Source organism: Klebsiella sp. CN_Kp113, from assembly GCF_040064585.1.
Classification (GTDB): domain Bacteria; phylum Pseudomonadota; class Gammaproteobacteria; order Enterobacterales; family Enterobacteriaceae; genus Klebsiella; species Klebsiella michiganensis.
This window is the reverse complement of sequence record NZ_JBEAID010000001.1, coordinates 217,045-230,243: the sequence shown is the minus strand read 5'-3', so window position 1 is coordinate 230,243 and position 13,199 is coordinate 217,045. Positions and strand designations below refer to the sequence as shown.

11 protein-coding genes and 1 pseudogene are annotated in these 13,199 nt (G+C 55.8%); 3 read left to right on the top strand and 9 right to left on the bottom strand.

The window, feature by feature from the left end; genetic code table 11:
• Positions 1-8 precede the first annotated feature (8 nt).
• Positions 9-686: an SOS response-associated peptidase gene (locus ABLV30_RS01230; protein ID WP_122117952.1), complete on the bottom strand. Its 678-nt coding sequence runs from the start codon at positions 684-686 to the stop codon at positions 9-11.
• Positions 687-991: 305 nt separating this feature from the next.
• Here ABLV30_RS01230 and ABLV30_RS01225 point away from each other — a divergent pair, with 305 nt between their 5' ends.
• On the top strand, positions 992-1,789 hold the full coding sequence (locus ABLV30_RS01225) for a hypothetical protein (RefSeq protein WP_348865492.1): 798 nt from the start codon (positions 992-994) through the stop codon (positions 1,787-1,789).
• 149 nt (positions 1,790-1,938) lie between these two features.
• Positions 1,939-2,106 (top strand): annotated as a pseudogene (locus ABLV30_RS01220) (NADP-dependent isocitrate dehydrogenase); the annotation flags it as partial.
• Positions 2,107-2,191: 85 nt separating this feature from the next.
• Here the strand turns inward: ABLV30_RS01220 and ABLV30_RS01215 are convergent.
• The 3 genes from ABLV30_RS01215 to ABLV30_RS01205 form a co-directional block, all read right to left on the bottom strand.
• A complete protein-coding gene (locus ABLV30_RS01215) occupies positions 2,192-2,422 on the bottom strand; it encodes a hypothetical protein (RefSeq protein WP_224227263.1) in 231 nt (76 codons plus the stop codon).
• Positions 2,423-2,727: 305 nt separating this feature from the next.
• Positions 2,728-4,512 (bottom strand): sensor domain-containing diguanylate cyclase, encoded by a 1,785-nt coding sequence (locus ABLV30_RS01210; protein ID WP_025106933.1) that lies wholly within the window; start codon positions 4,510-4,512, stop codon positions 2,728-2,730.
• A gap of 76 nt (positions 4,513-4,588) precedes the next feature.
• The gene (locus tag ABLV30_RS01205; protein WP_014228927.1) at positions 4,589-5,779 is read right to left on the bottom strand and encodes an HD domain-containing phosphohydrolase; all 1,191 of its coding nucleotides are present in this window, start codon (positions 5,777-5,779) and stop codon (positions 4,589-4,591) included.
• A gap of 279 nt (positions 5,780-6,058) precedes the next feature.
• Between ABLV30_RS01205 and fraE the strand changes: the two genes are divergently transcribed.
• The gene (gene fraE / locus ABLV30_RS01200; RefSeq protein ID WP_265801021.1) at positions 6,059-7,102 is read left to right on the top strand and encodes a fructose-asparagine asparaginase; all 1,044 of its coding nucleotides are present in this window, start codon (positions 6,059-6,061) and stop codon (positions 7,100-7,102) included.
• A 36-nt stretch (positions 7,103-7,138) separates the two neighbouring features.
• On the opposite strand, the gene fecE is transcribed toward fraE, so the two are convergent.
• The 5 genes from fecE to fecA are packed head-to-tail and all read right to left on the bottom strand — an operon-like array spanning position 7,139 to position 13,149.
• Positions 7,139-7,906 carry a Fe(3+) dicitrate ABC transporter ATP-binding protein FecE gene (gene fecE, locus ABLV30_RS01195; RefSeq protein WP_102802822.1) on the bottom strand — a complete coding sequence of 256 codons (768 nt, stop codon included), beginning with the start codon at positions 7,904-7,906 and terminating at the stop codon, positions 7,139-7,141.
• Positions 7,907-8,860: a Fe(3+) dicitrate ABC transporter permease subunit FecD gene (fecD, locus tag ABLV30_RS01190; protein ID WP_025106936.1), complete on the bottom strand. Its 954-nt coding sequence runs from the start codon at positions 8,858-8,860 to the stop codon at positions 7,907-7,909.
• Positions 8,857-9,855 carry an iron-dicitrate ABC transporter permease FecC gene (fecC, locus tag ABLV30_RS01185; protein ID WP_014228931.1) on the bottom strand — a complete coding sequence of 333 codons (999 nt, stop codon included), beginning with the start codon at positions 9,853-9,855 and terminating at the stop codon, positions 8,857-8,859. Before fecC ends, fecD begins: the two co-directional genes overlap by 4 nt.
• The gene (locus ABLV30_RS01180) at positions 9,852-10,754 is read right to left on the bottom strand and encodes a Fe(3+) dicitrate ABC transporter substrate-binding protein FecB (RefSeq protein WP_014838166.1); all 903 of its coding nucleotides are present in this window, start codon (positions 10,752-10,754) and stop codon (positions 9,852-9,854) included. The genes fecC and ABLV30_RS01180 overlap by 4 nt, the downstream gene beginning before the upstream one ends.
• Positions 10,755-10,812: 58 nt before the next feature.
• Positions 10,813-13,149 carry a TonB-dependent Fe(3+) dicitrate receptor FecA gene (fecA, locus tag ABLV30_RS01175; protein WP_102802821.1) on the bottom strand — a complete coding sequence of 779 codons (2,337 nt, stop codon included), beginning with the start codon at positions 13,147-13,149 and terminating at the stop codon, positions 10,813-10,815.
• Positions 13,150-13,199: the final 50 nt, after the last annotated feature.

Sequence of the window (13,199 nt, the reverse complement as noted above, 5' to 3'; positions counted from 1 at the left end):
TCCCAGTTTTAGTTTTCATGCAATGGAGATATTAGATCAGAACCTTGATTTTTCACATTGCCTACCGCCCGGGATACCGGGTGCCAGGTGAAATGGTCTGCTGTAACCGAACCGTCAGTGGCAATCTCTCCCGCCTCTTTCCCACCTATATCTTGGCGCATCCATTCGCGCGCTGCTTCCGGTACCAAAACCAGCGGCCGGCGGTCATGAATATCGACCAGACCCTGGTCGGCAGCTGCAGTCACTATCAAAAATCCTTCAGCTTCATCGCCGCGTTCAAAAGGTACGCTGCCGATCGCTGCCATAAAAATGGGCTTACCATCTTTTCTGTGGATGAAATAGGGCTGCTTCTTGTCTCCTTCACGCTTCCACTCAAACCAGCCATCGGCAAAGCAGATCGCCCGGCCATGTTGCCACAGTGGTTTAAACATTCTGCTTGTCGCCGCGGTTTCTACGCGAGCGTTAATGAGCGCTGGCTTATCCCACCACCCTGGAGCGTAACCCCAGTGAACTGGATCGAGGTGCAGCTGTTCGTTACGTTCGCTCAGTAACAGAACTTTGGTACCTGGTGCGACGTTGTAACGGCCGATCGGTTCGGGGTCATAGGCGATATTTCGCTCGGCCTCATCTGCAAGATAAGCCAAGTATTCTTCGCGTGTCTGTGATTGGGCAAATCGTCCGCACATGGTTACCTCCAGTAGTCATACTGAAAGTATAGAAGACAGAAAATTGAGCATTTCTGAGGGAGGAAAATAACCCCGGAGAAGTTGTTATTGATGGGGTTTCTCCCCAGTTTCACCCTACTAACTCCCCGCACAAAAATAGGCATAAAAAAACCAGCCCTAAGAGGCTGGTTTCTGTGGAGTTTTTGGTCGGCACGAGAGGATTTGAACCTCCGACCCCCGACACCCCATGACGGAGTATTTTGAGCTTGGAATTCATCATAATAAAAGTTATATATATTGTTATCCCAAAGATCAAAGGATAGCATATGGACTATAATTTCAAAGAACACTTGGAAAAGGCTCGGCAGCTATATGAACAGGGAAGTGATGCGACTTTAAGATATTGCGCATTAGAATTAAGATTTGCTATAGAATGCCATGTTTATAACCAATTGCGAGCAGGATTGGGGAAAATACCCGAATCTGTCATCAATACATGGCAGCCTCCTCAGGCCATAAAGGCTTTATGTATGTTTGAAGAAACAGCAGATAAAGATTTAAAAGTAACAATTAGTGGGGGGAAGGGTGAAGATATAGAAGTAGAATATAAAAACATACAATATAAAGACTTAAGTAAATGGTATAATACATTGGGGAGCTATCTCCATCAACCGACTATAAAAAATAAAAACTTTGAAATTGATAGTGGTAAGTTGAAAGCGATTATATCAAAGCTTTCACATATAGCTGAATGCAATCTTATAACTTTCCATCGTGGTTACGAAAAAATAAAATGTGAAAAGTGCGGCAAGGAGATTTTATTCACAAGGAATTATGTTGAAAAACATAATAAATTGTCTTGCCAAAACCAAGGGTGTCGTAATTATGTGATTATTAGAGTGGTTCAAGATAATAACATTGAGTCATTTCAGACAGCTATAATACCATGTTTAAAATGTAATAATGAAATAGTCATGCCTCTATGTGATATAGAGGATGGAAGCCATGTTACATGTAAAAAATGCAAAAATGAGCATATGGTAAGGAAATTCATTCAATCAGAAGATAAAGTGATTCCTGTGCCAGAATATACTTTTGAACATACAAATGGTATTAGTGAATAATATTACGGTAAAAGCAAGGGATCATTCCCCAAAACTGAAAGTATAATCTATATAATCAATAAGTTATTGATTGCTATTTGGATTGGGCTTTATGAGTGAATTATGATAATTTTACAATTAAATCATATGGATAAGTGGTTTTACGTAATGTACTGCTGCGCCACATGCAGTGGTTCGAAGCGGCAGACCTGATCGTTAAAGGCACCGAAGGCGCTATCGCCGCCAAGACCGTGACCTATGACTTTGAACGTCTAATGGAAGGCGCTAAACTGCTGAAATGTTCAGAGTTTGGCGACGCGATTATCGCGAATATGTAATCCAGTCTCTGGGTTAAGCAAAAACGGGAGCCGATGTGTTCCCGTTTTTTTATTCTCCGGGGTGAATCGCGTCCGTTACGCGGGTCTAAAAGGAGGGGTATAGCGGTCTCTCGTCCAGTTTTATGCAGTGGTGAAGCGTCTCCTCGCCGCTGTAGAGATAGCTGAAAGCATCTTTTGAAGCGGAGTGGAAGAGAATGTCTCCGTTGGCAAAGGGGATCAGTTCCGTATCGCCAGAACGCTTGTGCCCCGCGCCGGTCTCAAAATTATTCTGCCATTTTTCCTGGGTATGATCGTAAACATGCAAAATGACTTCCACGAGGCCTCTCTGCGGGCAATTGAGTCTTAAAAAAGTTGAAGAGTAATTAAGCGCGAAAGTCTGCAAGGGGATAATAAGTAGGTAGAACAGCGTAAATCTTAAAAACATGAAAACGACATAGTCTTGTTCAAATCAGGCGATGAATTTTACTGAATTGCGGCATTTCGACTTTGCCCTGGATCAAGAGGCTTGATTTTCAATAGGATAGAAAAAGGATTGCGCTTAACGGTTGCCATTCTGTCCTGCTCACACCACCGCGTAAAAGGAGTGCAGCGCTCCTTTTACGCGGTGGTGTGACTGTCGACTCAATCCGCTTTTAACATCCCAAAGCTCACAATTCTCGACCGCCCCAGCTCTTTTGCCCGGTAGAGCGCAGCGTCAGCCGCGCGCAACAGGCTATCGCTTTGCGTATGCTGCGGGTAGCTGGCGATGCCGATGGACACATCGACCTGACCAATTTCAGCCAGGCCATAGCGTAGCGTCAGCAGTTGAACGCTGTGATAGATGTCGGTCGCGCAGGCCATTGCGGCCTCTTCATCGGTTCCGCCCAGCAATACCAGGAACTCTTCGCCGCCATAGCGGAAGGCCATCCCAATATCGCGCACCGCACGTTGAATAATCGCCGCGACGTTTTTAATGACCAGATCGCCCGCTTCGTGACCATAACTATCATTAATCGCCTTAAAGTGATCGATATCGATCATCAGGCAGCTCAGCGGCGTACCGTTGCGTACCGCCAGATTCATTTGAGTATGCAGAGCGTCATCCAGGTGGTGGCGGTTACGCAGGCCGGTTAATGAATCAAACAGCGCCTTTTCCAGCAGCGCGTTGCGTAAACGCTGGTTCGCCAGCGCCAGACCCAGGGCTTCGGCCATCAGTTCAAGATAGGCGCGGGACGGGGCGGTCGCGGAGGTGACGTTGCTGAAGGAGAGCAGACCAATCGCTTCTCCTTGCGCAATCAGCGGCACGCATAGCGACCGTTGAGCCTGCGATTCCGACAGGTGATAACAGGCGATATCCGGCTCACCGTTGACCGGCGGATGGCTCAGCCCGCGCCGCACGGCCCAGCAGTTATCCGGATGGAAGACGTCGGCTTCAAGCGGCGGAGAAAGCCACTGCGCCACGCAGCGCATCTGCCAGGGATCGGTATCGAGAATATACAGCCGGCCCGGGATCTCCGGGGCGATATTTGGCGCGAACAGTTCGGCAACCTTGATCACATCCTCGAACGATTCGCAGCCCTGCAAGCGCTGGGTCATCCTCGCCAGCAGCTCGCGGACCGCCCAGTCCGCATCGCGCTCTTGTTCCAGCCGCTGCCGCGCCAGCCCGTTCTCGCGAAAGATACGAATGGCCTGGGCCATATCGCCAATTTCATCAATCTGGGTAAACTGCGGCGTCTCAACCGCATAATCCTGCGATGCCAGCCGCTGCACCACGTCGCTCAGGCGAACGACGGGATAGAGCACCCGCCGCTTAAGAATAAACCCCAGCACAAACAGGAACATCAGCGCGGTGAGCCCAACCATGATCTCAGAAAGCGTACGCCAGATCCGTGACTTCTCCGTAGCCTCGGCAATGGTTTTATTCACCCGGCCTTCGAGCATCAGGCGAAAGTGATCGAGCTGCGTCTGGACCCGCTCAAGCTCCTGCTCATAGGCAGCGCCGTAAAGCAGGCTGACCGCCGCTTTTTCTTCTCCCCTGGCAACCTGCGCCAGCGCCGTTTGCTGCTCATCCTGAAGTTCATCGGCTATCTGTAAACCCTCGCGCAGCAGCGCCAGCTCTTCAGCGGTTGCGCCATTGTCTTTCAGCTTTTCCAGACGATGTTCAATGGCGGCGGTGGCCTGGGCTTGCTGCCGGTACTCCTGCAGCACATCCTGATTTTTTTGAATGATGTAAAGTCGCGCGAGATCGGAAAGCTCCCAGGCGCCGCTTTCTACTTCTTCGCTTAGCTGGTCAAACGCCTGGCGTTGTTCGACGGCGCGGCGTTCGGCATTATCCGCACTTGAGGCCATCAGCATGGCGATGCCTGAGGCGAGGGTCAGGGCGACGGTGATCCCGTAGGCCCAGTTAGTCATGGTGGCGATTCTCACCGGATATTCCTTGCGTGCAGATGAATTAATTATTTTTTATCGTCACACTCCGGCTTCACCGGAAAAAAAACGGTGATTACGGGTGTAGCGTGTGAGTAATAATAGCGTGCAGCGCTTCGGCATGGTGATGCAAAATGCGGTACACGTCTTTATCCAGCGCGCCATTTATAACATCACTCTCTATCAGCTGTAACGCTTGCTGACGGCTCATTCCAGGGCGATAGGGGCGGTCTTCGGTAAGCGCGGTGAAAATATCCGCGATGGCGATAATCCGATCCGGAAGCTGCAGGTAATGCTCATTGAGATGAAGCGGATAGCCGCTGCCATCCAGCTTTTCATGATGATTCGCGGCCCAGTTAATTATTTCGCCGAGTTCGCTGAAGGTGCTAAGAATTTCGCCGGTCATATAGCTATGTTCCCGCACCTGAAGCAGCTCTTCGTCATTCAGTTCGCCCTGTTTCTCCAGGATTTTCAGCGGAATGTGTACTTTGCCAATATCGTGTAAATAGCCGGCAATCTCAATTTTCTTACACTCCATCTCCGGCAGATTCATATAAGCGGCAAGGGTGCGCGAAATTCGCCCGACCTTCAGACTATGGCTGGCGGTGAAGCTGCTGTAGGTATCGACAATTTTGGCAATTAACAGGCAGATATCTTTCAGACCGTCGATATCGATATAAACATGGTTGATAGGGCCGATGATCTCCAGCATTCGCTGAATATGTCCGGGATTGAGGTGCAGCCAAAAATGCTCTTTTTGTGCGAGCTGGCACAAAGTCTGGCATAGCGGCGGATCTATCGCCTGGTAAAGCGCGCGAAATTTACCAATAATCATATCGGTTTGAAAGGTTGTCGCGTGCTTATCGCCAGCAAGCAGGCGTTCAAAAACGTCGGCGAAATAGACGATATGCTGTTCGAGGCTGCCTTTGTGGTGTGGGCTAAAATGGTGATCGCGGATAATCGGCAGGATGGGGGCCAGGGTCGCTAACCCGGCCAGCATTTCTGCTCCCCGGTGCTGATGCGGGTCGTTAAGGTTATCGATGGCGTTCAGCGAGGAGAACACTCGTTTATCGCCCAGAACGCCAATGTCGTGCAGCAGCGCGGCGCAAAAGATCGTCTGCTGCTGCTGACGCGAGAGCCCTGACGCCTGCGCAAGCTCCAGCGCGATCAGCGCCGTTCGTTGCATATGCAGGTGTAATTCAGGGTTAATAATTTGTATGACGCGGGTGGTAAGCATCAATGCTGATTTTAAGGCGATATTATGCATCGTTTTTCTCCATCGCATTACCCGCACCGTTTTGCTCTATTTCGTTGATAGCGATGCCGACATGACAAAATAGATTGAATAAGTCCATTCGGGTTTCGCATTTTTATCCTGCCCATTTTTAGCGCGTCCCTGCACCAAAGTAGCGCTCCGGGCGAAGTAAAAATCCTTTTTTGTCCGATAGTTAATCATTTTTACCGAGTAAAATACATTAAATCCTGGCAAGCTGTTTGCATTCTCTCTGCGCGAATTTATTTAATATCTATTTTGGGATGAGTCATGATGAATTTTAGAGCATTACTGGCAATTACGTTACTGGCGATAAGCGCTTTCGCTTCGAGTGAGGCGCGTCTGCCGCATATCGTAATCCTGGCGACCGGAGGGACGATTGCCGGTTCAGCGGCCAGCAATACCCAGACTACCGGGTACAAAGCCGGCGCGATTGGCGTACAGACGCTGATTAATGCCGTGCCTGAGATGAGCAAAGTCGCACGCGTTGACGGCGAGCAGGTCGCTAATATCGGCAGCGAAAATATGACCAGCGACATCATTCTCAAACTGTCAAAGCGCGTCAATGAACTGCTGGCACGCGATGATGTGGACGGCGTAGTGATTACCCATGGTACCGACACCCTGGACGAGACGCCTTATTTCCTCAACCTGACGGTAAAAAGCAATAAGCCGGTCGTTTTCACGGCGGCAATGCGTCCGGCCACGGCCATCAGCGCCGACGGTCCGATGAATCTGCTGGAAGCGGTGACCGTGGCGGCCGACCCGGAAGCGAAGGGCCGCGGCGTGATGGTGGTGCTTAATGACCGCATCGGCGCGGCGCGTTTTGTCACTAAGACCAACGCCACGACGCTGGATACCTTCAAGGCGCCGGAAGAGGGCTATCTGGGCGTTATCGTGAGCGGCAAACCGCAGTTCGAAACTCGCGTGGATAAAATTCACACCGTGCGTTCGGTTTTTGACGTCCGCAATCTTAACGCGCTACCGAAAGTGGTCATTATTTATGGCTATCAGGATGACCCTGAATATATGTATGACGCGGCGATCGCGCACCATGCTGACGGGATTATCTATGCGGGCACCGGCGCGGGGTCGGTCTCCGTACGCAGCGCGGCGGGGATCGAAAAGGCGGAAAAAGCCGGTATCGTGGTGGTTCGCGCCTCGCGTACCGGCAGCGGCGTCGTGCCGGTTGATGACGGCCAGCCTGGGCTGGTAGCCGATTCGCTCAACCCGGCAAAAGCGCGCATCCTGCTGATGACGGCGCTGACGCAAACGAAAAATCCGCAGGTGATCCAGCAGTACTTCCACACCTACTGATCAACTTCGGGTAGGGCGCAGCGCGCCTTACCCGGGTTATTTCACCACGCACATCGGGCGCTGCGACACCGGCTCCGGGTGAATCTCCGCCTCCAGGTTAAAAATCTCCCGCAGCATCTCCGGCGTCAGTACCGTTTCCGCCAGGCCCTGAGCCTGCACCCGGCCCCCTTCAAGCACCACCAGATGGTCGCAGTAGCGGCTGGCCTGGTTCAGGTCGTGCAGTACGGTGACCACGGTCTTGCCCATCGTCTGCAGCTCGCGCATCAGCGTCATCAGCGCCACCTGATGATGAATATCCAGCCAGGTCGTTGGCTCATCGAGCAGCACCAGCGGCGTATCCTGCGCCAGCAGCAGCGCCAGAAAAGCCCGCTGCCGCTGGCCGCCGGAAAGGGCGGTCAGCGGTTGTTCCGCCAGCGCAGCGATGCCGGTTCGTTGTAGCGCGCTGTCGACCTGCTGTCGATCCTGCGCGGAAAGCCGCCCCCACAGCGGTAGCCACGGACTTCGGCCGTAGCCGACCAGCTCGCGTACGGTGACGCCTTCCGGAACGTGATGCTGCTGCGGCAGCAGCGCCAGTCGCCGCGCCAGCTGACGGGCGGAGAGGCGGTTTAAGGGGACATCATTGAGCCAGACCTCGCCAGCGATGGGCGTCAGGAGGCGAGAGAAACACTTCAGCAGCGTTGATTTACCGCAGCCGTTTGGCCCCAGCAGCGCGGTAATTTTCCCGCCCGGTAGCGTCAGATCGAGATTGTTGATAACGCGCTTGCCGCCATAGCCAGCGGTTAGCTTTTCTATTCGCAGTTCCATTTAACGCATTCTCACAAGAAGCCAGATAAACCAGGGGGCGCCGATAATCGCCGTCAGCACGCCTGCCGGCAGTTCAAGCGGCGGATGCAGCGTTCGCGCCAGCAGATCGGCGAGCAGCAGAACCAGTCCGCCCGTGAGCGCAGAGAGCGGCAATAAACGGCGATGGCGGCCGCCGAAGAGGCGACGCACAAGATGCGGCACCACAAGGCTGATAAAGGCGACAGGACCGCAGACCGCGACGCCAATCGACGCGAGGGCCACCGCCAGCGTTAAGCCGTAGCCGTTAAGCCAGCGTACGTTGACGCCGAGCGTTCCCGCGCGCTCATGGCCTAGCGCCAGCAGGTCGAGATCGCGACTGAGGGCGAAGCTTAAGGGCAGCAAAATCGCCAGCAGGGGCAGGACGATGATGACGAATGCGCCGTCTCTGGCCCACAGGCTTCCGGTCAGCCACAGCAGCGCGTTATTGATCTCCTGCGGCCGCGACAGTAAGAGGTAGTCGGTCACGCTGGCCCAACAGGCCGACAGCGCGATTCCGGTCAGCGCCAGGCGCATTGGGCGAGAAAAACCGGCAAGGGCGAGCGGTATCACCATCGCCACCATTCCGCCGATAAAGGCCAGCAGCGGCAGCCACGGCAGGGGCAGGGACGGCAAAAACCACAGGGCCGCCACCGAGGTCAGGCTGGCCCCGTGGTTAATGCCCAGAATGTCCGGCGAGGCCAGCGGATTATGCACAATACCCTGAACCAGCGCCCCGGAAACCGCCAGCGCGGCGCCGATAATCAGCGCCAGCACCACGCGCGGCAGGCGATATTGCATAAGGACGTAGTGATACTCGCTGTCCGTATGCCATCCGCTGAGCAGCGCTCGCCACGGCAGCGGGATCGCCCCCATCCGCAGCGAGAACAGGGTTAACAGCGTGAGCGCGAGCCATAAAAACACGATGCGTTGTTTCACCCGCGTCTCCTGACCAGCCAGACAAAACAGGGCCCGCCCGCCAGCGCCAGCACCGCGCCCGCGGGCAGTTCACCCGGCCAGGCCAACGCTCTGGCGAGCATATCCGCCAGCAGCATAAACAGGGCGCCCAGCAGGGCGCTGACCGGCAAAAAAGTACGATGATCGTGACCCGCCCAAAAACGCGCCAGATGCGGGACCAGCAGGCCAACAAAGGCAATCGGTCCGGCGACGCTGACGCTGGCGCCGGTAAGCAGCAACACGGCCGCGTTGATAAGCAGGCGCAGGCGCGGCAAATTCACCCCCAGCGAATGGGCGGCGGTATCGCTGACGTTGAGCAGATTAAGCGCGTTGGCCAGCAGGAATACGCCGGGGGTAATCAGCGCGACAAAAGGGAAAAGCTGCCAGAACTCGGCCCAGCGCACGTGGGAAACGCCGCCCGCAAGCCAGGTAAGAATGCCCCAGGCGCGATCTTCCGCCAGCAGCAGGGTCATTCTGGTCAACGCCATGCATAGCGCCGAGAGAGCAATACCGGCGAGGATCAACCGTTGGCGATCCTGCTGTTGACGCCAGCCGCCGCCGGCGCTCATCACCAGCAGCCAGCTTATTCCGCCGCCGCAGGCGGCAATCAGCGCCAGCGAAAAGCCCGCCAGCGGTGCCGGACTGAATGCGCTGGTCAGCGCCATCGCCAGCGCCGCGCCGCTATTAATACCGAGCAGTGAAGGCGATGCCAGCGGGTTATGGGTAAGCGTTTGTAATAACGCCCCCGACATTGCCAGCGAGGCGCCGAGCATTACCGCCACCAGGCTGCGGGGCAGGCGCAGATTAAGCACCAGCGCCTCCGCAAGCGAAGGAGACTCAGGCGCCAGCAGGGCGTGAAGGGCGTTGAGCGGCGAAATCGGGATGGGCGAATAGCAGAACAGGCTCAGCCAGAACAGGCCGCTGAGGGCCAGCAGCGGCCATCCCCAGATAAAAAACGCGCGACGGAACGGTTTCATGGCGTGATATCAACCGCCCGGTGGTGGACAATTTTAACCATATCGCTGGCAATACGCTCGGCGGCGAAGATCCCGCGCATCCGCGCCCAGCTGTTGCTGTCGACGGCGGCGACCTGCCCTTTCTGCTCGGCCTGCAGCATTGGCCACAGGGAGTCCTGCTGCCATTTTTTCACGATACTTTCAGTACGGTAATGAGCGACCAGCAGCCATTGCGGATTCAGGGCCAGCAGCTGTTCGAAATTTATCGCCGCCATCGGCGCGCCGCCGATTGGCGGCGGAACCTTCAGGCCAAGCGCCGTCAGCACGCTGCCGGTATAAGTTTGCGTTGAGTGAAGATTAAACTGCTGTTCGCGGGAGGTGCCAAACAGCACGCTGGCGCCAGCCGGCAGCTGTCGGGAAAACGCCGCCATTTTTTGCCGATGCAGCGCCAGACGCTGCTGCATCTCCTTATCCTTACCCACTACTTTGCCGATAATCGCCGCTGACTGCAGGTTCTCCTCCCAGGTTTCATTGCGCGATTTCAACAGCAGCACCGGGGCAATTTGCCTCAGGGCGGCGTAAATTCCGGCATGGCGACTGCTATCGGCGACGATCAGATCGGGATGCAGCGCGCTGATGGCCTCCAGCGAGGGTTGGGCGCGGGTGCCCACCGACTGCCAGGGCTTCAGACGTGCGCGTACGTCCGCCAGAATACGCGACGGATCGTTGTCATCGGCCACGCCTGTCGGGCTAACGTCAACCGCCGCCAGCGCGTCGACAAAGGAGAGTTCAAGCACGACGATGCGCTGCGGCGTTTTATCAAGCGTAAAGCGACCGCGCTCATCCTGTACGGTGGCGGCAAAGAGCGGGCCCGCCAGAAACAGCAGGCTGAAAATACACAGACGAACAAGGCTAAACATTATTCACTCCAGCTTGCCGGACAGGGCGAGAATAGCGCTGTCCGGCAACGCTCTATCATCAGAACTTCATTGATCCTTGCAGGTACAGCGTGCGCGGCTGACCGGCGTAAAGCCCTTTGTTGTTATCGTCGTACGAGCGGGTGTAATACGCATGGTCGAAGATGTTTTTCACCCCCAGCGCGAGGTTGAGATTGGCCATCTGCGGGCCAAAGTCATAGGCCACGCGAGCGCCCCACAGCATATAGCCGGGAATGCGGCCGGTGCTGCCATCGGCGCTTTCGGCAACGGTATTGGCGTTATCGGCAAACTGGCTCGACTGGAAGTCGCCGTTGAAGTTAAACGTCCAGCTGCCGGGCTTGTAATCGACGCCAAAGGTGCCTTTGTGCTTCGGCGAGAAGGGAACCTGGTTACCGTAGGTATCGCCTTTCTCGCGAATTTCAGCATTGACGTACGCATAGCTGGCGTAGACAGAGAGATTATCAAGCGCGGGTGAAAGCTCGCCGAGGGCGTAACGGGTTTGCGCTTCCAGGCCGCTATGACGGGTTTTACCGCGGGCGGTGACCGTGTCATTGGTCTGGTTGGAATCGTACTGATTGTTGAAGTTAATCAGGAACAGCCCCATCTCTGCGGTCAGCGCGCCGTCATCGTAGCGGGTGCCGACTTCCCAGGTTCGCGCTTTTTCCGGTTCCACATTGCCGCTTTGCACAGCCTTGCCAATCTGGCTGTACTGTACGGTGCCGAATGAGCCTTCTGTGTTGGCATAAAGATTCCAGCTGTCGGTGAGGTGATAAAGAACATTCAGCGCCGGGAGCGGGGCGTTATAGCTGACCCGTTCGCGGGTGCCCAGCAGATTATTGTCCTGATAAGACTCAATGTGCTCAAAGCGCATACCTGGCGTAATCGTCCAGTTGCCGATATCCACGCGATCGTCGATATACCAGGCGTGGGCTTCGGTGCCGGAACGGGTATCGCGATCGTACGGACTGGCGGTGCTGGGCAGCTCGCCGCTGGTGGTCGCGGTGTAGTAACGCATCTCGTGGGTCGATTCGTTGACGTAGCGATAGCCGACGCCGACTTCGTGGGCGGATGGGCCGATCATAAAGCTTTGGCTGTAGCGCGGCTCGATGCCGCGGACCCAATATTCGCGCGGGGAGAGGGTAATGCGCTTACCCTGTTCCAGGTAGCCGCTGCGCAGGGTATGGGTATAGAACCCCTGAATATTAAATTTATGCTGCGCATCCGGCTGGTACTGGTAGCCGAGGCTGGCGAGCTGGCGGCGCCCCCAAAAGCGGTCATAAGGACGCGTGGACTGCCAGCGGTCGGCGTTGTAGTCGGCGCGGGAGAGGCCGCCGGGCATATCGGCTTCGCCGTCATAGTATTGCAGCAGGCTGTTAAAGGTATGGACTTCGTTGGGCGCGTATTTGCTTTTCAGCATCACATCATCAATCCGCGTGGCGCTGTGTTCGCGCCAGTCGCTGCCCCGGGTGCCGGAGTAAAGCAGGGCGGATCCGAAACCGTTGTCCGCCGTGCCGCCGATCGCGAGGTTATGCGTCTCTTTCGGGTTGTTTTGCGAAGAGGTGGGGCTGAGCTGCCCTTCAATGCCGCCCTGAATGCCAAAATCCTCGGGGATGGCGCGGGTGACGAAGTTCACCACGCCGCCGACGCTCTGCGGCCCGTAGCGCACCGCGCCGCCGCCGCGCACGACATCGATGGCGTCCATATTGCCGAGCGAGACCGGCGCCAGCGAAAGCTGCGGCTGGCCGTAGGGGGCAAAGGGAACCGGGATACCGTCCATCAGCACCGTGGAACGGCTGGCAAGCCGCGGGTTGAGGCCACGAATACCGAAGTTCATCGCCAGGTCGTGACTGCCGGTGCCGGTATTTTCCGGCGCGTTGACGCCGGGGATCCGGTTCAGCACTTCGCGCATCGTGGCGGCGCCGGTTTTGGCGAAATCCTCCCGACGGATCACGTCGCGGGCGCCGGCGTGCTCAAAGACATCGTTTTCGCGCGCGTCGCCAAGCCAGTCCCCGACGACGGTGAGGGTGGATTCTGCGCTGACGGACGCGGGCTCCAGCTCCAGGGTCCAGACGTTCTTGCCCAGCGGCTTGAGCCGTAATCCGCTGCCGTTCAGCAGCCTGCGTAAACCCTCTTCGGTTTCAAAGCTGCCGTGCAGGCCCGGACTATGCTTGCCGCGCGTCAGGCTGGCGTCGGCGGAAAGCGTGATACCGCTGCGGGCGGCATATTGGTTCAGGGCGTGATCTAACTCCCCGGCGGCAATATCATACTGCGCGGCGGCGAATACCGGCGCGGCAGCCAGCCCCGCTAGCGGCAGCAGGCTTAAACGGATTGCCATCACCAGAGGCATCGGTTTGCGTAAAACGCGTAAAGGCGTCATCTCTTCTCCACCATCGTTTTTGGTTATATTCATCAGATAAGTCGAACGAG

Coding starts and splice junctions, on each gene's coding strand:
- ABLV30_RS01230 (WP_122117952.1), bottom strand. CDS start 686: ATGTGCGGACGATTTGCCCAATCACAGACACGCGAAGAATACTTGGCT.
- ABLV30_RS01225 (WP_348865492.1), top strand. CDS start 992: ATGGACTATAATTTCAAAGAACACTTGGAAAAGGCTCGGCAGCTATAT.
- ABLV30_RS01205 (WP_014228927.1), bottom strand. CDS start 5,779: ATGCATAATATCGCCTTAAAATCAGCATTGATGCTTACCACCCGCGTC.
- fraE (WP_265801021.1), top strand. CDS start 6,059: ATGAATTTTAGAGCATTACTGGCAATTACGTTACTGGCGATAAGCGCT.
- fecE (WP_102802822.1), bottom strand. CDS start 7,906: ATGGAACTGCGAATAGAAAAGCTAACCGCTGGCTATGGCGGCAAGCGC.
- fecC (WP_014228931.1), bottom strand. CDS start 9,855: ATGAAACCGTTCCGTCGCGCGTTTTTTATCTGGGGATGGCCGCTGCTG.
- ABLV30_RS01180 (WP_014838166.1), bottom strand. CDS start 10,754: ATGTTTAGCCTTGTTCGTCTGTGTATTTTCAGCCTGCTGTTTCTGGCG.
- fecA (WP_102802821.1), bottom strand. CDS start 13,149: ATGACGCCTTTACGCGTTTTACGCAAACCGATGCCTCTGGTGATGGCA.